This is a genomic window from Arthrobacter sp. FW306-05-C (genome assembly GCF_021801725.1).
Taxonomy (GTDB): domain Bacteria; phylum Actinomycetota; class Actinomycetes; order Actinomycetales; family Micrococcaceae; genus Arthrobacter.
Window position 1 is genome coordinate 3,315,912 of sequence record NZ_CP084556.1, and the last position, 17,130, is coordinate 3,333,041.

17 protein-coding genes are annotated in these 17,130 nt (G+C 65.8%); 9 read left to right on the forward strand and 8 right to left on the reverse strand.

The genetic code is table 11. From position 1 onward, the window contains the following. The first annotated feature begins 104 nt into the window (after nucleotides 1–104). Entirely contained in the window at nucleotides 105–584 is a 480-nt protein-coding gene (locus LFT44_RS15390) for an Lrp/AsnC family transcriptional regulator (RefSeq protein WP_373462155.1), read from the forward strand. Between the two features lie 303 nt (nucleotides 585–887). Here LFT44_RS15390 and LFT44_RS15395 read toward each other — a convergent pair whose 3' ends face one another. From LFT44_RS15395 to LFT44_RS15405, 3 genes are all read right to left on the reverse strand, one after another. Next, the gene (locus tag LFT44_RS15395; RefSeq protein ID WP_236799281.1) at nucleotides 888–1,100 is read right to left on the reverse strand and encodes a hypothetical protein; all 213 of its coding nucleotides are present in this window, start codon (nucleotides 1,098–1,100) and stop codon (nucleotides 888–890) included. Nucleotides 1,101–1,342: 242 nt separating this feature from the next. Continuing rightward, on the reverse strand, nucleotides 1,343–3,808 hold the full coding sequence (locus LFT44_RS15400; protein ID WP_236799283.1) for a hypothetical protein: 2,466 nt from the start codon (nucleotides 3,806–3,808) through the stop codon (nucleotides 1,343–1,345). A 6-nt stretch (nucleotides 3,809–3,814) separates the two neighbouring features. After that, complete coding sequence (locus tag LFT44_RS15405) at nucleotides 3,815–4,489, reverse strand: peptidoglycan-binding protein (protein ID WP_236799284.1); 675 nt, start codon at nucleotides 4,487–4,489, stop codon at nucleotides 3,815–3,817. 267 nt (nucleotides 4,490–4,756) lie between these two features. Here LFT44_RS15405 and LFT44_RS15410 point away from each other — a divergent pair, with 267 nt between their 5' ends. Together LFT44_RS15410 and LFT44_RS15415 are read left to right on the forward strand one after the other, a co-directional pair. Next, entirely contained in the window at nucleotides 4,757–5,821 is a 1,065-nt protein-coding gene (locus LFT44_RS15410; protein WP_236799286.1) for a sodium:calcium antiporter, read from the forward strand. Between the two features lie 84 nt (nucleotides 5,822–5,905). Then, nucleotides 5,906–6,274 carry a sec-independent translocase gene (locus tag LFT44_RS15415; RefSeq protein ID WP_236799288.1) on the forward strand — a complete coding sequence of 123 codons (369 nt, stop codon included), beginning with the start codon at nucleotides 5,906–5,908 and terminating at the stop codon, nucleotides 6,272–6,274. A gap of 45 nt (nucleotides 6,275–6,319) precedes the next feature. Here the strand turns inward: LFT44_RS15415 and LFT44_RS15420 are convergent, their stop codons facing one another. Together LFT44_RS15420 and LFT44_RS15425 are read right to left on the reverse strand one after the other, a co-directional pair. Then, nucleotides 6,320–6,844 (reverse strand): DUF2127 domain-containing protein, encoded by a 525-nt coding sequence (locus LFT44_RS15420; protein ID WP_236799290.1) that lies wholly within the window; start codon nucleotides 6,842–6,844, stop codon nucleotides 6,320–6,322. A 53-nt stretch (nucleotides 6,845–6,897) separates the two neighbouring features. Next, on the reverse strand, nucleotides 6,898–9,108 hold the full coding sequence (locus LFT44_RS15425) for a transglycosylase domain-containing protein (protein ID WP_236799291.1): 2,211 nt from the start codon (nucleotides 9,106–9,108) through the stop codon (nucleotides 6,898–6,900). 220 nt (nucleotides 9,109–9,328) lie between these two features. Here LFT44_RS15425 and LFT44_RS15430 point away from each other — a divergent pair, with 220 nt between their 5' ends. The 3 genes from LFT44_RS15430 (at nucleotide 9,329) to LFT44_RS15440 (ending at nucleotide 11,330) form a co-directional block, all read left to right on the forward strand. After that, nucleotides 9,329–9,913 carry a hypothetical protein gene (locus LFT44_RS15430; protein WP_236799292.1) on the forward strand — a complete coding sequence of 195 codons (585 nt, stop codon included), beginning with the start codon at nucleotides 9,329–9,331 and terminating at the stop codon, nucleotides 9,911–9,913. Between the two features lie 75 nt (nucleotides 9,914–9,988). After that, nucleotides 9,989–10,735 (forward strand): YcnI family copper-binding membrane protein, encoded by a 747-nt coding sequence (locus LFT44_RS15435; protein ID WP_236799293.1) that lies wholly within the window; start codon nucleotides 9,989–9,991, stop codon nucleotides 10,733–10,735. Further along, entirely contained in the window at nucleotides 10,719–11,330 is a 612-nt protein-coding gene (locus LFT44_RS15440; RefSeq protein WP_236799295.1) for a copper resistance CopC family protein, read from the forward strand. Before LFT44_RS15435 ends, LFT44_RS15440 begins: the two co-directional genes overlap by 17 nt. A gap of 109 nt (nucleotides 11,331–11,439) precedes the next feature. On the opposite strand, the gene LFT44_RS15445 is transcribed toward LFT44_RS15440, so the two are convergent. Together LFT44_RS15445 and LFT44_RS15450 are read right to left on the reverse strand one after the other, a co-directional pair. Further along, entirely contained in the window at nucleotides 11,440–11,952 is a 513-nt protein-coding gene (locus LFT44_RS15445; protein WP_236799296.1) for a hemerythrin domain-containing protein, read from the reverse strand. Between the two features lie 110 nt (nucleotides 11,953–12,062). Next, on the reverse strand, nucleotides 12,063–12,407 hold the full coding sequence (locus tag LFT44_RS15450) for a hypothetical protein (protein ID WP_236799297.1): 345 nt from the start codon (nucleotides 12,405–12,407) through the stop codon (nucleotides 12,063–12,065). 171 nt (nucleotides 12,408–12,578) lie between these two features. On the opposite strand from LFT44_RS15450, the gene LFT44_RS15455 reads away from it, so the two are divergent. Both LFT44_RS15455 and LFT44_RS15460 read left to right on the forward strand, forming a co-directional pair. Next, entirely contained in the window at nucleotides 12,579–13,286 is a 708-nt protein-coding gene (locus tag LFT44_RS15455; protein WP_236799298.1) for a hypothetical protein, read from the forward strand. 353 nt (nucleotides 13,287–13,639) lie between these two features. Then, nucleotides 13,640–14,647, forward strand: coding sequence for an acetamidase/formamidase family protein (locus LFT44_RS15460; protein ID WP_236799299.1), 1,008 nt, complete (start codon nucleotides 13,640–13,642; stop codon nucleotides 14,645–14,647). Nucleotides 14,648–15,214: 567 nt separating this feature from the next. Here LFT44_RS15460 and LFT44_RS15465 read toward each other — a convergent pair. Next, complete coding sequence (locus tag LFT44_RS15465; RefSeq protein ID WP_236799301.1) at nucleotides 15,215–16,147, reverse strand: lipid kinase; 933 nt, start codon at nucleotides 16,145–16,147, stop codon at nucleotides 15,215–15,217. A 211-nt stretch (nucleotides 16,148–16,358) separates the two neighbouring features. On the opposite strand from LFT44_RS15465, the gene LFT44_RS15470 reads away from it, so the two are divergent. Then, a complete protein-coding gene (locus LFT44_RS15470; RefSeq protein WP_236799302.1) occupies nucleotides 16,359–17,120 on the forward strand; it encodes a glycosyltransferase family 2 protein in 762 nt (253 codons plus the stop codon). Nucleotides 17,121–17,130 lie beyond the last annotated feature (10 nt).

Sequence of the window (17,130 nt, forward strand, 5' to 3'; positions counted from 1 at the left end):
GGTCCTGCAGCAGGTTTCGTATCCAGCACCTGCGCAGATCGTGGAGAAGCTGCTCCAAACTGCCTACTATGGGAGACGATTTGTAACTGTGACGTGGATTACCGATGGGGGCCGTGGACAAAATGCCGGGCAAGGACGCTGCAGCCGAGGTTGCGCTCGATGACATTGACCGGCGGATCATTGCCGAACTGACCCGCGACGGCCGGATGTCGGTGACGCAGGTCGCGGAGAACGTCCACATTTCCCGGGCCCACGCCTACTCCCGGATCTCCCGGTTGACTTCCGACGGCGTGCTGACCCGCTTCACCGCGCTGGTGGACCCGATCAAGGCCGGGCTCAAGTCCTCCGCCTATGTGACGCTGAAGCTGAAGCAGGACTCCTGGCGCGAACTCCGTGACCAGCTGGGCGCCATCCCCGAGGTGCACCACATCGCACTGGTGGGCGGCGACTTCGATGTGATCCTGCTGGTCCGCGCCGTGGACAACATCGATCTGCGACGGGTCATCTTCGACCAGCTGCAGACCATGCCCGGCGTGCTCGACACGCAGACGTTCCTGGTGTTTGAGGACGTGGATACGCGGTAGGTGGCTGCTTCCCCGCAGCCAGGCTGATTTCCGGTGGACCACCCAGACCCAACCAGCATGGATTCACGCAACTTCATCAAGCCTCACCCGCCTGATCCGGCCACTGCCGCCAGCCCTGACCACCCCGCCCCGCGCTGGCTTCGGCTATACACCTTTCGGTGGTCGAGCCGCCAATGAGTTTTCGACGCGCATGTTTCATTTCGCGCAGCAAATGTTGTGCGCGCTCGGGAATCTGCGTGTCGACAAGTGGGATGCGCGTCGGAATGAAGAAGCTGGCCGGATATGGGGTCGTGCCGACTACTGCTATCGCTGCTCCGGGATCCAGTCAGGTGCATCCAGCCCCAAGCCCGTGAGGTTGTCACAGCGGACCAGCTGGGAGCCGATGCGCTCCAGCGGGCAGTCGACGTAGGTGTTGAGGACGTCGTCATCGGAGGCGGTGGTGGCCGAAGCCGGAACTGCGGAGAGGAAGATAGCCGGGAACACGGCAGCAAGAACCGGAAGATTCTTCCTGTTCATGGTTGTCTCCTTGGATAGCAAGGGCGACTAAAAGGGCAACCGCCGGACACACGGGCGGCGCGTCTGGGGTTCCCAGCCCATGCCCCAAAAATGAACTGCTGCCGGGCAGGACGCTCCGGCAGCAGTCAACATACTCGCGCGGCGAACCTCGCATAAGGGTTGGCTGCACCCCATTCGCCCCGGCGGCCTACCCATCCCAATGGCGGGATCGTCGGTGGGGCATGGTCGGGGTGCCCCCTCCCCTACCCTGCGCTGGACGTAGGCGCCGGCGCCGCCGTCTCTCCTCCCCCGTAATCCACAGTTGGTGCCGGCGTTGCGTAGTCAACGGACGACGTCGGCTGCCCGCTTTCCATGTATTGGCCCGCCGGTGCGGTGGCCACCTGAGTCGCTGCCGGGGCAGGTGCATCGGCGGTGGCGGACGGACCATCCTGGGCAAGGGTTGAGGTAGGGGCAGGGGTCGGACCACTGCTGGGGCTGACCGCAGCAGGGGACGTCGCCACAGAAGTTCCCCCGGAAACCGAAGCTCCCTTGACGATGGCCGTAATCTGCTCCTTGTACCCATTCAGCGTGGCCTGGATCTCGGAGAGCGGGACGTTCTGGATGTTCCTTCCGTACTCAGCGATCTGCGCCCACAAGGCCTCAAGCTGCTGTCTGCTGTCTCCGTCCAGGGGCTTGTCAAGCGTCAAGACCAGCTGGCTGGCCAGGGCATACGTCAGGCAGTCCAGACAGTTGTAGTTGGCCGCCGCCGAAAGGTTCTCCGGGACAATCACATTCGTCTGTCCCACGATCAGGACCACCTGGAACCCCACCGCAACGGCCGCGCAGCCCGAGCAGTTGGCAAAGGCGTAAGCCTCATTGGTGGTGGTGACCGGCTCCCCGTCGTCTGCCCACACCAGGGCGAAGGCCACGCTGTACTTCACCGAGCCGTCGGTGGTGTTGACGGCGAGCGCCTGGTTTCCGTCGGCGGCCGGGGCGGCCGGCCTGTCGAACGGGAACACCCAGGACGGGGCGGCAGCCGAAGCGGCAGCAGAGGGAGCATCACCCCCGGGAGAGGCGGCGCCAGGCTCCGCCACCGGCACCAGCACCATGCTCAACTGGGGCTTGTCCCGCGTGGGCTTCACAGCACCCGCCGGCCACAGCGCAACAGTCTGACCGGAAGCACCCTCCCGCAACGCCACGCCCGCACGCGCAGGCTTGGGCAGGACGGCCCGCGTTGCATCACCCAACGTCCCGCGTTCGTATGCCTGCACCGGACGGTACGTCCCGCCGTCGGGCCACCATGCCCAGGCGAGCCCTGCCAACAAGGCGGCCACGGCGGCCATGGCGGCCGTCCGCTGCACGGCTTTGCCGCGGGTCTTCTGCCACAGCCCGGTCACCAGCTGCCGCAGCAGCCGCACCACGATGTACAGCACGCCCAGCACCGGGACCGCCACCACGACAATGGCGAGGGCGCGCACGGCCGCGCCCACGGGATCGCCGGTGGCGAGTGATGCCGCCAGCGCTTCCTGCTGCTTGCCCGCGCTGGCCCACCCAGTGGCCAACAGCCGCGGCAGGGACAGCACCATCATCACCATGCTGAACAGCAGCACCGGTACGGTCACCAGGACCCAGACGGTGACCACCGTGCGCGCCCAGGGCTTGAGTACCTTGCTTTCCGGGTTTCCCCAGCGCCAAGGAAGGATTCCCAGGAGGGTGGGCTTGATGCGCTGGAACAGGTCGGGCACGCCGGTGGCGTCTGCCAGGATGTGGTAGCCGTCGTACTTGACCAGCGGGATGAGCTGGCGGACCATCTGCAGGATCTGCGTGACAACCACCAGCAGGAGCGCGTCGAAGCCGGTGGCCCACCAAAGTCCCATGATGGCGACGGCCACGATGGCGTTGAAGTACAGGCCGCCCAGGTCGGTGCGGATCCTGCCGCCCCGGCCCAAGCGGTAGGAATCGGTGACGTCCGTGAAGAACGCCGGCCAGAGCAGGTAGAGCCCGGCGCCCATGGCCCCGGGTGTGGCTCCGCCCTTGCGGGTGGCGGCGGCGTGGCCGAACTCGTGGAAGCCGGCCGACAGGATGGTGACGGCGAGGATCAACAGCAGGAGGGCGGGCTGCTCAAAGGCCTCATGGGTGGCCGATCCGAGGCCCTTGACCATGAGCACCCACCAGCAAGCTGCAAGGAACGCCGCCGTCACGGCCACCACGATCAGCGGGTTGAACAGCACTGCGAACGGTGCCGTGATCCTGCGGGTGCGCTCGGGGTCGGACACGATGTAGCGGAAGCGCAGGCCCAGCAGCGGGTTGGACTTTTTGACCTCGGGCTGGCTGCCGTCGGCCAGCCGCAGCAGGCCCAGCGGCAGCAGCTGCTTGTCCATCAGCGTCCGGACATTGTCCGCGCTGACCAGCCGGCCCGAAGCTTCGCTGACGTGCCGGGCGATGCCGTCAAGGTCGTTCGTGCCGTCGGCGGCCTCCAGGACCAGGTACAGGAGCCGGGTCAGCTGGAGGGTCTGGCCGTCGGCGCGCCGCACCAGGGCGGGCGGTTCACAGTAGCCGGACCCCTCTGCGGTGCCCAGGAGCTGGACGCCGTCGGCCCGGGCAGGAAGGTGGGCAGCCGCCGTCGTACTCTGGCCTGACGGAATTTGGCCCGACGGATCCGGGGCAACAGAAACGCGTGACGACGGCGGGCCCGCCTCAGGAGGCGGCCCGCCGTGGATTTGGGTCATGTTTGCTTACTGCTGCAGGTCGGACTGCTGGCCCGCGGTGGCGTTGGCCTCGCCGTCGATGTGCTGCGAGATGGTGGCGCTCTGGTCCGAGATGGCGTAGGCCCGGCTGTCGATGGAGCCGATGTTGGCGGCCACTGCGGCGTCGATGGGGGCGGCAACGTTGGCGTTGGCGGCCACGGCACCGTTGATGGGAGCGGCGATGGCGGCGTCGGCGTCCAGGTTCACGTCGACGTTCAGCAGGTTGCCGTTCAGGGCGCCGCCGACGGTGTCCGTGAGCCCGCCGGTGCTGGTGGGATCCGTGACCGTGCCAGCGGTAGCGTCCGCGGTGCCGGCGTCGGTGGTGCCCGTATCAGTGGTGCCGTCACCCTGGCCGATCACGCTGTCCTGGGTGGAGTCGGCATTGGCGTCGGCGGTGATGCCTTGGTCAATGGTGGCGTCCTGGCTCGAGAGGGCCTGCGCGTCCGAGCCGTAGGAGAGGATGTTGGCCGAGGCGGCGGCGTCGATGGGTGCTGCCACGTTGGCGTTGGCGGCGACGGCCAGGTCGATGGGTGCCGCTGCGTTGATGCCCAAGTCCAGGTCCGCATTCAGGTCCAGGACGGACGCCACTTCCTTGTCCGGCAGGGCGGTGGCCTGCTCCGACATCAGTTCTTCATCGGTGAGGGGACGCATTTCGTTGTCCATGCTTGAAAAACCTCCGGTGCAGCGCGGGTGCTCTGCCCCCAGCGGACAGCTCGCGCCCCACAATAGTAAGCATGATTAGTAGTTTTGCCTAGAAACCCGGGGGCCTTGCTAGGGCTAAACAGGAGGCTGCTGACCTGCGGCGATGTGGCCTCGTCGTGCGGGAAGCGGGGATTCCCAGCCTATTCCCAGCCGCAGATTCAGTTCCCGGCCCCTTCGCTGGGTATCTGATTTCCTGGACGGTAGGGCGCCGCCCGGGAAGGGAGAGGCATGGAATCCCTGCCTTTGGCAGTTCTGTTACTGATTTTCGCCGGTGCCGCGGCGGTGATCTGGGTGGCGGGAATCCACCTCTCCAAACAGACGGATGTTCTCGATGACCGGCTGCATCTGGGCTCGGCGCTGGGCGGCCTGATCCTGCTTGCCGTTGCCACGAATCTGCCGGAAATCGCCATCACTGTCAGCGCGGCCGCTTCCAACAACATCGGGGTGGCCGTTGGAAACATCCTGGGCGGTATCGCCATCCAGACCGTCGTGCTGGTCATCCTCGATGTGTTTGGAACCAGGGGCACCGATCCCCTCAGCTACAAGGCAGCGTCCCTGACCCTGGTCATTGAGGCTGTCACCGTCATCGCAGTCCTGGGCGTGGTGATTGCCGGCAGCCAGATGCCGAACTCGCTCGTGGCCCTTCGCCTGACCCCGGCCGCGGTGCTGATCGCCGTGATTTGGATTGTCGGGCTAATCCTCGTCCAGCGTTCCCAGAAGGGCCTTCCCTGGCACGAGCAAGGTGACGCCCCCGGTGGGCAGGACCAGCCTCAAGGCCATTCCAAGAAGAAGGCCAACGACAAGAACCGGCACATCAGCACGGGCAAGTCGGCCCTGATCTTCGCAGTCGCTGCGTTGGCAACCCTGGGCGCAGGCGTGGTGCTGGAGCGCAGCGGGGACGCGATCGCCGGGCACATCGGGCTTTCGGGCGTCCTCTTCGGTGCGACTTTCCTGGCCCTGGCCACTTCCCTGCCCGAAATTTCCACCGGGCTGGCATCGGTGAAACAGGGCGACTACAAACTGGCTTTCAGCGACATTTTCGGCGGCAACGCTTTCCTGCCCGTGCTGTTCCTGGTGGCAGTCCTCATCACCGGCAAGCCCGTGCTGCCGCAGGCCCAGGCCACGGACATCTACCTCACCGCCCTGGCCATCCTGCTGACGCTGGCCTACCTGTTGGGCCTCCTCTTCCGGCCGAAAAAGAAACGCCTGGGCATGGGAGCCGACTCGCTGGTGGTCCTGATCCTTTACCTGGTTGGAGTGGCCGGACTATTCGCCGTGGCCACGATGGCCTGACCGCAGGAATTCTCCGGTCCAGTGGGGACTCCAAGGCGAGTTCTTCCCACACTCCTGCGGCCGGGACGGCAGTAAAATGATGGGATGTTCGGTATCGACGCCGAAAAGCTTTTCGTCCTCCTCATCATCGGGGCCCTGGTGCTTGGCCCGGACAAATTACCCGAATACGCCGCCAAGTTTGGCCGCCTTATCCGGGAGCTGCGCCGCATGGCTTCCGGGGCCCAGGAACAGCTCCGCCAGGAACTCGGGCCCGAGTTCGATGACATTGACTGGAAGCGGCTGGATCCACGCCAGTACGATCCCCGCCGGATTATCCGCGAGGCACTCCTGGATGAACCTGCTGACTTCCCCCGGAGCCCGGACGGGAACGAGCGCGCGGAAACGGGGTCTTCGCCGCGGCGGCAAAAGGTGGTTCCCGGGCAGGCAGCCCCTTTTGATTCCGAGGCAACCTAGGAGCCTCGTTCCAGGCAGGCGTGCCCTAAATGAAAGGACACGCTGTCAGTGCGAGGACCGGGACCTTGCCGCATCATCCTCAGGCGCCCGGCCCTGCGCCCGCCGGAGCCGGTACTCACGCCAGGTAATCCACACGATGAAGATGTCGAATGCCGTGAGGAGCACCATGCCCCACGAGAAAGACACGGAGATCCGGTACAGCTGGTAGGCGATGAAGACCAGCAGGAAGGCGATCATCCAGGGGTAGGCCCACAGCTTTTCCTTCAGGACGGCCCACACCAGGACGATTTTCACCACGCCGTGCAGAAGGAGGTAGGCAGCGCCAAACAACGACGCCGACCCCGAAAGGTTGGCGGTCATGTGCAGCACGCTGTTGGCCACGAAGTCCCGGGGATCCTGGGCAAGTTCATGCTGGGTGAGGAACCGGGCCACCTCGCCGATCTGCGCCGGCGTGACCAGCAAAAGGAGAATGCCGCCGATCAGTTCCAGGACTCCGTCCAACCCTTTGAGGAGCAGGGAGATGCGGAAGGTCCTGTCGAGCACGGTTGTTCCCGACTGCCCCTTTTCCATTGGTTTTCCCTTCCGAACCCTGCGGCGATCCCCAGCGGCTCAAACGTCCCGGATCAGTTGCTTTTGGTCCGTTGTCCCGCAGGGTCGCTGATGAGGTCCTGCGGCGGCGAGTCGAAGTTTCCGTGATCGTAGAGGCCCACTACGCCCTGCATGTACTGCGCCCATTGCGGCCCGGCGATAAATGCTCCGTCCACCGCGGGATAGAACTTGCCGTTGACAGTAATGTTGCGGCCCAGCCGGCCCGGGCCGCCATTGAACGGATCGCCGAAGAAGGATGCCGTCGCCAGACCTTTCGTGTAGCCCACCACCCAGGTCTGGTTGTTCCATTCATTCGTGCCGGTCTTGGCAGCATCCGGCACCCCGAGTTTCTGCGGAATCAGCAAACCGGAACCTTTGGTGAGGACGTCCTGGAGAACGTTGGTGACGGCCTTCGCAACATCCGGTTTCAGCGCCCCGGCCTGGCAGGAGGATGTTTGTCCACCGATCTTCTTGCCTTGGGCGTCGTCCACTTCCGTGATGGAGATGGGAGTGCAGTAGGTGCCGTTGGCCGCAAAGGTCGCGAAGGCGTTCGCCATGGTCAGGGGTGCCACATTTTGGCTGCCCAGGATGTTCCCCAGGGTTGAGAGATCGATCTTTTCGTCTTTTCCGCTGCCCAGGTGCAGGCCGATGGCATCTGCGGCGCGCTGGACGTCGCAGAAGTCATTGAGCCCGGCCAGCGAGGCAAACGTGGCTGTGTTGATCGACTGGTAGATGCCCTCGCGGACTGTCATGGGCCGGTACCAGTTGGGCTCATCGTTCTGCAGGTCCGAAGACTGCGGCACCGTGCTGTCGAACCAGCCCTGCACGGGGTGGCAGGTTGTCTTCCAGGGGTAGTAGATGCCGTAGCGCCGCTTGGAGGCGTCGACGATCTGGTTTGTCGATTTACCCTCGCCCAGCCAGGCCGCCAGGGTCACCGGCTTCATGGTGGAGCCGGGCTGCATGCCGCCCACACCACCCAGGCTGTTCCCGGCCGCGTTGCTGCCGTCCACGTTGAAGTTGTAGTCAGAGACGAACCCGGCGCCTTGTCCGGGCAGCTTCCGTGAATTCTGCGCCATGGACAGGACTTTTCCGGTGCCGGGTTCAATGGTTACCAGCGAGGCGCCCCACTTGTCCGGGTTGGCGCCGGCAGTGGCGTCCACCTGTGCCTGGGCCGGTCCCTGCAGTCGGGGGTCCAGGGTGGTCTTGATGGTCAGGCCGCCGGCCATGATCTTCTGGTCGCGGTCGTCCACCGTGGCGCCGTACGCCGGGTCATTCTCAATCTGGTGGATGACGTAGTCGCAGAAGTACTGCGCCTGGGGAGCATACGCGCAGCCCTGTTTGGGCGGGTTGAGCTTGAGCTGGATGGGAGTGTTCACGGCGTCGTCGCGTTGCTGCTGCTTGATGTAGCCGTGTTCCAGCATCGCGTCCAGCACTAGGTCGCGCCGCGACTTGGCGGCCTCCGGGTGAACGGTGGGGTCGTAGAGTGAAGGACCATTGACCAGGCCGGCGAGCAGTGCCGCCTGGGGCAGGGTGAGGTCCTTGGCGTCAATGGAGAAGAAGTACTGGCTGGCGGCCTGGATGCCGTACGCGTTGCTGTTGAAACCCACCACGTTCAGGTATCCGGCCAGGATCTGGTCCTTCGAGTACTTTTCCTCAAGGCCGATGGCGAGCTTCATCTCCTGAATCTTCTGGTTCACGCCCTTTTGACCGTTGAGCACCACCTGGGCGTCCTTGCCCTGGGCGATCAGGTTTTCGTTGAGCATGTTGGTGACGTACTGCTGGGTCAGGGTCGATGCGCCCTGGTGCCCGCCGGCGGCGTCCACGGCCAGGGCCCGGAAGATGCCTTCGGGATCAATGCCGCCGTGCTGATAGAACCGGTAGTCCTCGATCGCCACGATCGCGTTCTTGATGTTGGGCGACATCTGGTCCAGGGAAATCCGCGTCCGGTTCTCGTTGAAAAGGGTGGCGATCTGGGACCCGTCCGCTGCAAGCACACGCGTCATCTGTGCCGGGGGCGCGGAGAAAACGTCGTTGGGGAGGTTGGTGGTCAGGGCAGCAGATCCGCCCGCTAACGCCGTCTCCGTCACGGCTGCCGCCGGCATCATCAGGCCGGCAACAAGGGCCCCGCAAAGGGCACTGACTGCAAGGAAGCCCGCGAACCAGCCCAGCGTGATCCCGGCGACGCGCAACGGGTTCCGGCGCCCGGGCGAGTCTGACGTGGATTGGAAAGAAACTCCCTTGGGCATGCGTGTCTCCGGTTCTCGGCATCGTATTCCTGCAGTGGTCGCAACCGGCCCTCACCCTACTCTTCAAGTCTGGGGCGCTCCTGAACGGTGCACCGGGAGCACAGTTTGCGTCACGGCCAGCGGGGCCGTTTCGGTGAAGAGGCGGCCCGATTAACGGGCACCTCGGGCCCTTGCCTAGAGTGGATACCGGCAAGATCGAGCTGGAAGGGTGGCGTATGGCATGAGTGCCCCGTTGCGCTTCCCCCGCGCCATGGCTGTTACGACGGCGATGGTCGCCTTGGCTGCCAGCGCACACGTCATGGCGGGCGGTGCGCTGCCCCACCCCGTAATCTTCTTGGGGCTTGTGGCGCTGGTGCTGGCGCCGGTCATGATCCTGGCCAGGTCCAAAGTGGCCGCGCCCGCCATGGCCGGGCTCCTGGTGGCCAGCCAGTTGATCCTTCATGAGGCCTTCAACGCCCTGTCCATGCCCGCAGGCTTCCAGCACATTGCTGTCGGCCACCTCCACGGCCCCGGATCCGTATTGCCCGCAACGGCATTCACCCCGGACTACGCCGTTCCGAACACACTGATGCTGGTCCTGCACGCCGCGGCAACACTGGCCACGGCTGTGGTGCTGGCACGGGGCGAGGCAGCCGTCTGGGCACTCGCCGCGTGGCTGCGCCCCACCATCCGGATCCTCACGCCGGTGGTCATCCCTGACTGGCCGCTCCAGCCGGCGCGGCCCGCCGTCGTCGTTCTTTCCCGCTGGCGAAACCTCAGGCTGCCGGCCCGGCGTGGGCCGCCGCTGGTTCCCACCGCTCCCTGAGCGGCACCTGACATCCTGACCCGGGCGATTGCCGCGCCGGGTCCTGCCAGCACGCCCTTTCCCTGAAAGCATGCAATGAAAACGACACTTCGCCATACCCTGAAAACCCTGACCGCCGCGACCGCAGCCGCGGGAATCATCGCCGCAGGCGCCACCGCCGCATCCGCCCACGTCAGCGTGGACCCTGACGATACCGGCGCCAACGGCTACTCGCACCTGACGTTCAATGTGCCCAACGAATCCCCCACCGCGAAGACCAGCAAGCTCGAGGTGAAGCTGCCTGCAGACACCCCCTTCACCTCCGTGTCGGTCAAGCCCGTAGAGGGCTGGACCGCGCAGGTCATCACCAGCGACCTGCCCAAGCCCGTCACAGTGGCTGGCACCACGGTGACCAAGGCGCCGAGCTCCGTGGTGTGGACTGCGGATGAGGCGCACCAGTTGGGCCAGAACCAGTACCAGTCGTTCTCCCTGTCCGTGGGAAGGCTCCCGGCAGCGGGGACCACGGTGACGTTGAAGACGGCGCAGTCCTACACGGACGGCTCCGTAGTGAACTGGGACCAGGAACAGACCGAGGGACAGCCCGAGCCCAAACATCCGGCCCCGTCCTTCACCACCACCGCCGAGGACGGCACGACGGCGGCTGCCGCGGCCGGAGGGCCGGCTGCGGAACCAGCGGCCCAGGTCTCCCCCGCGTCCAACGATGCCGCTTCCGTCTGGGGAATCGTCCTGGGCGCTGCCGGGCTGGTCCTCGGTGCCACCGCCCTGGCGGTTGCCCTCGCCGGGCGGCGCACGAAAGGGGCGGTCCGTGAAAGCGCAAAATAAGGGCCGGGGCTGGCCTGCGCGGCTCCTTCTCACCCTCGCCACAGCTGCGTTCCTGGTACTACCCTCGGCTGCGGCCCAGGCCCACGACGCCCTCGAATCCAGCGATCCCGCCAACGGCGCCACAATCCAGAGCGTCCCGGCCAAAATCGGCCTGACCTTTGACCGCACCCCCATCGCCATCAATTCGATCGTGCGGGTTGAGGACTCCACGGGCACGGACCAGGCAGACGGGGCGGTGGAGATCGTGGACAACCACGTCACCCAGGCGGTCAAAGCAGGAGCGCCCGCCGGCAAGTACACGGTGGTGTGGCGGGTGGTTTCCTCGGACGGGCACCCCATCGAGGGAACCTTCAGCTTCACCGCGAACAGTGCGGGCACGGCGGGCACTGCCGCGGCCGGTAGCGCAGGCAGTGGGGGCAGTTCCGGCGCAAGCAGTGACGCGCCCACGACGGCGGCGCCCGCCCAGGCAGGCACAGCGGTCGGCCAGGTGCCGTGGGCCCTGGTGGGCGGCATTGCCGGTGTCCTGGTCCTCGCGCTGGTGGTGACCGGCATCTTCGTCAGGCGCCGGCTCCAAAATTCCGACCAGGAACAGTAAGCGGTACCAAAGTTGGGTCAACGCCTGGAAGGCGGGAACCGGTCACCCTGCAGCCGAACAGCTGCGGGGTGACCGGTTTTGACCGGACTGCGGGCGGACGCGGCCGGCCCTATTCGTGCTCGCGGACGTACTCGTCGGGATCGAGGTCCCGGGGTTCGATGCCGTCGGCGTGGGCTGACTCGAAAATGCTGAATGACAGTCCAAGCCGGTGGCGCAGTTCCAGGGAAGCGTGCTGCCGGAAGTCGGTCAAGCCTTCGCGTTCTTCCTCTGCCATATGGTCGCCGTTGGCTTCATTGAGCTTTGACAGCGCCTCCCACCACTCCGGTGCCCCTGCCCGGTGGTCGGAGACATCACGGATGGCGTCCCGGATTTCATTGTGGTCGTGGATCGCGTCGGTGGTTTCGTCCCCGGCGGAGTCCTTTCCGCCTGCCCCTGTCCCCAGTTCCATCAAGGCCGGGTAGAACAGTTCCTCTTCTGCCTTGGCATGTACTTCCAGCAGGATGCGGAGCTGGTTCCACACAGGTTCCAGGTCTGAAGGTTCGCACTCATGCATTTCGTCGAGCAGGGCGAACCGCCGCCGCTGCTCATGGTGGTCATTCAAAATCACTTCAACGATGTCCATGGTGGACCTTTCGGCAGGTTCAGCGCGCCCGGGTGAGCCACCAGCCCATCCTTGCAGATGCCCCAACATGGCGTACGTGCGGCGCCGCTCCAGCTCGTTTAAGGGCCGGCTCAGGCAGCGGAACGCCGGATGATGACGATCCGCGCCGCAACTCCGGCGATAACAAGAGCGATTCCCAACGCCAGGAGGATCCACACGGGCACGGAATCGGCATCGATGCTGCGGTAGCAGGCAGCTGCCGCCCCGCCGCCGCCCTGCTGCTGGTCCAGCAGTTCAGCTGCCCGGCTGTTCGGGGCCAACGGGCTGCCGCAGAGAGGACCCGCCGGCTGCAGCCCGATGACGAAACCCAGAATGTACACGTCCAGTCCGGCGGCGGCGATCCACATCCACATGCGCCGCTGCCAAAGCCCCTGTTTGCCGGGGGTAACGGGTCTCGCCAGAGAATCATGCGCCATTGTCCGAGCATAATCCGCACCCCAGACAGAGGTAAGGACCGGACAAGAACCACGGCGTTTTCAGCTTTTCCCCAGCCTTGGCTCCTACAGTGAACCCGTGCCCGGTCACTGGTTCGGCACGCATGCGCAAATTCGGAAGGACACAACGTGGTGAAGCCATCAATTCCGTCAATGAAATCCCGCATCGGAGTCGGGGCGGCGGCAGTCCTCGCCGCGGGTGCCATGGCCGCCGCAGGCGTCGGTGCTGCGTCCGCCTCTCCCACGTCAACCCTCACGTCAACAGCCTCCCCCGCTGCGGCGGCCAAGGCCCACATGCCAAAGGGCTCGGGTGGCCTGGAGGCCTTCCTCAGCCTGAAGGCGGACAGCCCGCAGTCCGCCGGCGACCGTGCGGCAAAGGCCGCCGCCGCCCTGGTGAACCACCCCCAGCTTTTCGCAAAGCTCCCCGCCGCCCTTCAGGCGGACGTGACCACCCTCAAGGACGCCCCCGCGGCCGACAAGGTGAAGGACGCCTACAAGATCAAGACCACTGCCCTGTCCGGCGGGTACGGCGCCGAGATCCAGAAGCGCGCCGACGCGGCGGAGAAGGCCGCCACCAGCCTGGCCGGGCTTCGCCAGGAGCTGCGCACCGCGTTCAGCTCGGGCAACCCGGGCGCCGGGCTCCAGCAGGTGGCCGACCAGCTCATCGGCCACCCGAAACTGTTCGCCAAGCTCCCCGCAAATCTGCAGGCCGACCTGACGGCACTCAAGAACGCCGCCCCCGCTGATCTGGATGCGCAGGCGAACAAGATCAAGGACACCGCAGTCAACGGCGGCTACGGCACCAAGGTCCAGAAAATGGCGGAAGCGCTGGCCAAGAAGGCTGCGGCCCCCAACACCTAAGCATTTTCAGGTACTAACCGGCACCAGATTCCCCGGTCACAGGCAGGACAAAAGTACGACGGCGGCCCGCACCTGCGCTTTCGACGCGCCAATGCGATTCCGCTGCGCAGATTCCTTTTCGCAGCCCGCATTTGGGGTGCGCCAAGGAAGGTGCGCCGCGAAGATGGAGAAGCGAGTCGAGGAGAGCCCTGGTGCTGCCCGAACTCCCGAGATCTTTCGGCGCGAGGGGCCCAAAATACTATCGTGGGGATCGTCGTCGCCGTCGTCCTGTTCAAGACCGGGCGCATGGGTAAGAAGGAAGTACCAATTACGACGGCGGCAGGGGAACCTGAAGCAGCGGAGGTTCAGTAAAGATGGTTGTCCACAAACTCGCGCCCCAGCCAGGCGAATACTCGTACGTGTTCGGCGGCCGGGAGCCGATGATCAGCATCAAGCCCGGCGACATTGTGGAGGTCAGCACCGAGGACTGCTTCGGCGGCCGGGTCACCTCCCCTGACCAACTGCCCAGCGAAGTGGTGCCCTTCAACGAGATGAACCCTGTCTCGGGGCCCATCGAGGTGGCGGGCGCGGAACCCGGCGACATGCTGGCCGTCCATTTCGTCTCCATAGTGCCGGCCCGAAAGTACGCGGTGTCCTGCGTGCTTCCGCAGTTCGGCGCCCTGACGGGAACGCGCGAGACGGCCACGCTCAACGAGTCGCTGGAGGAACGCGTCTGGTTCTACGACATCGACCTGGAAAACTGGACCGCCTCGTTCAAGGCGCGGAACTCCGACTTCCGGCTTCAGTTGCCGCTGGATCCCATGCACGGCACCGTGGGTGTGGCCCCTGCCGGCGGCGAAGTCCGGCTGGTCATGACGCCGTCCACGCACGGCGGGAACATGGACACCCCGGAAGCCCGCACCGGGACCACGCTGTACCTGCCGGTCAACGTGGCCGGGGCCATGCTCTCCCTCGGGGACGGCCACGCCCGCCAGGGCGAGGGCGAAGTCTGCGGCACCGGCCTGGAATCCGCCATGAACTCGGTGATCGCCGTGGACCTGATCAAGGAGGGTGCCGCCGCCTGGCCCCGCCTGGAGAACGACGACTTCATCATGAGCACCGGTTCCACCCGCCCGCTTGAGGATGCGTACCGGATTAGCCAGAAGGACCTCATCGCCTGGACCTCGGACCTGACTGGAATGGACCTGCTGGACTCCTACCAGCTGGTCAGCCAGATGGGCCTGGCCCCGGCGGCCAACGTCTGCGACCCCAACTACACGATGGTGGCCAAGCTGCCCAAGTGGACGCTCCAGGGCGCCCAAGCATATGGCGGCGCCCACAGCCGCCTGCGCAAGGCAGCCGAGGACTACACCGCACGGTAGAAAACGGCACAAAACAACGGAAGCGCTGCAGGTCTCTTGCCAGATCTGCAGCGCTTCCGTTGTGTTGGGAACGCCCTCAACGTCTGCCGGCACGAAATTTCGCCGACCTTGATGCAATCTTGATCGAAAGCAAACAGGTCCTTGAGGCATTCCCTTCAAAGTGGTGCGTGAAGGACGGGGACGCAACCTCGATGCACCTGGGAACTGGGCCCAGTCAACCCGCGCCTGCATCGGATAAAACCGATGGTCTCAGAGCCTGGCGGCGCTAAGAAGCGGCGCCGCCAGGCAACCACCCCCCCATTCCACACAGGCCAGGGGCCGACGGCGGAGGCAACGGATCAGCGTCGATCCGAAAAAAGCCGTCGGCCCCCACATCCCTCAAAGAAGTACGACGACGGCACGCACCTTGGATTTCGACTCGCGAATGAGATGTCGACTCGCAGATTCCTTTTCGCGGCCCAAATTGGGGGAGCGAAAAGGAATCTGCTCCTCGAAAACGGGGAACCGTGTCGCGGACCGACTTGCGCCTCGAAAACGGGGAAGGGCAAGCGGCGGCGGAGGGCTCCCCTACGAGTCCAGTCTCGCCGCGGTGCTGTATTGCGGCACCACGACATGCACGGCGTTGCGGTCGATGGTGAAGTCCGCGGGCGTGACTGTGGCGATCTCGCCGTCGAGGTTCACCGGCATTGGCGGCTCGGTGACCAGCCGGACCCGAGTCGTGGTGAAGTGGTACACGCCGTCGCGCTCCACGAAGCTGCCGTCCTTGAGCAGCCGGGCGATCCTTACGTGTTCCCGGAGCGGCGCCCCGGGGATGGCGTAGATGTCCAGAGTGTGATCGTCGATGCCGGCGGTGGGCGAGACCGCATTGCCGCCTCCGTAATGCCGGCCGTTGCCCACCGCCACCTGCAGCATGTTCTCTAGCTCCAGCGGTTCGTGGTCGCCTTCCGGGAACTCGAGCCAGGCACGGAAGGGCTTGTGCCGGGCATACGCGCGCACCGCGGCAACGCCGTAGGCCAGCGGCCCCAGCCTCCGCTTCAGCCGCGGGCTCAGGCTTTCGGTCACCCCCACGGACAGGCCAACCGACGCCACGTTGAGAAAGGGCTCGCCGTTGGCCCGCCCCAGGTCGATGTCCACCACTTTCCCGTCGGCGAGCGCAGCACACGCCGCCTCAAGGTTGGCCGGAATTTCGAGGGTGCGGGCAAGGTCGTTGGCTGTCCCCAAGGGTAGGACCCCCAGCACCGTTCCAGTTCCGGCGAACCGCCCGGCAGCGAAGGACACGGTGCCGTCGCCGCCGCCGACGACCACCAGGTCATGCCCCTTCGAGGACACAGCCTCGAGTGTCGAAGCCAGATCGCCACCGGACCGGACGAGGTGCACGGCGGAGATCGGCAGGCCGGCCTGCCGCAGCTTCTCCACCACCGGCTCCGCCCCGGCCGCGGCCAGGCGCGCACCGGCGTTGATCACCAGGGCAACGGACTCCGCGTCTCGGGCAGCCTTCATGGGGACCATCCTAGGTGGACCGGACAGGCGGATTTCGACGCGCGAATGAGATTCCGCCGCGCAGGTTCCTTCCCGCGACCCACATTTGGGGAGCGCAACCGAGTCTGCGAGTCGAAAACGGGGAACCGCATCGCGGATGGATATGCGCGTCGAAAATCAGGCAGGGCCCGCGATCAGGCGGAAGGACAGCGAAGCAGGCTAGCATCGGGGAATGCCGTCCCTCTCCGTGGTCATCCCGTGCAAGGATGACGGCCCTTTCCTGGAACGCTGCCTCCAGGCCCTGCAGTCCCAGACCATGGCTCCGCTGGAAATCATCGTGGTGGACAACGCCTCCAGCGACAACACGGGAGAAATCGCAGCAAAGTACGGCGCCCGGGTCCTTCACGAAAACGTGCCGGGGATCGCCGCCGCAGCCTCCGCCGGCTACGACGCCGCCCGCGGGGACATCACCGCCCGCTGCGACGCGGACAGCCTCCCGCCGGCGGACTGGCTGGAACGCATCTGCCGGCGCTTCGAGCAGGAACCGGACCTGGCCCTTCTCACCGGGCCCGGCGTCTTCTACGGCACGGGCAGGATCCGCGGCAAACTCGCGGGGGTCGCCTACATCCAGGCCTACTTCGTCCTGATGGGCGCGGCCATGGGGCACTGGCCGCCCTTCGGCTCCAACTGCGCCTTCGGCCGACCGGACTGGGAGCAGGCCCGCGCCAGGGTGAACCGGCTGGACACGGGCGTGCACGACGACGTCGACCTCGGCTTTGCGCTGGACCCCGCCCGCCGCACGGCCTACGATCCCTCGCTGAAGGTTGGCATTTCGGCCCGCGCGCTTGCCGGCGGCGCCGATGCACGCCTGCGGTTCAAGCGCGCCTTCCACACCCTGGGAATCCACTGGCGGCAGCTGCCTCCCTGGGAGCGCTGGAAGGTGACGCTGAAAGCCCGCGGCGAGCGCCGCCGTCGTCCGTCACCACAACGGTGACACAAGGAAC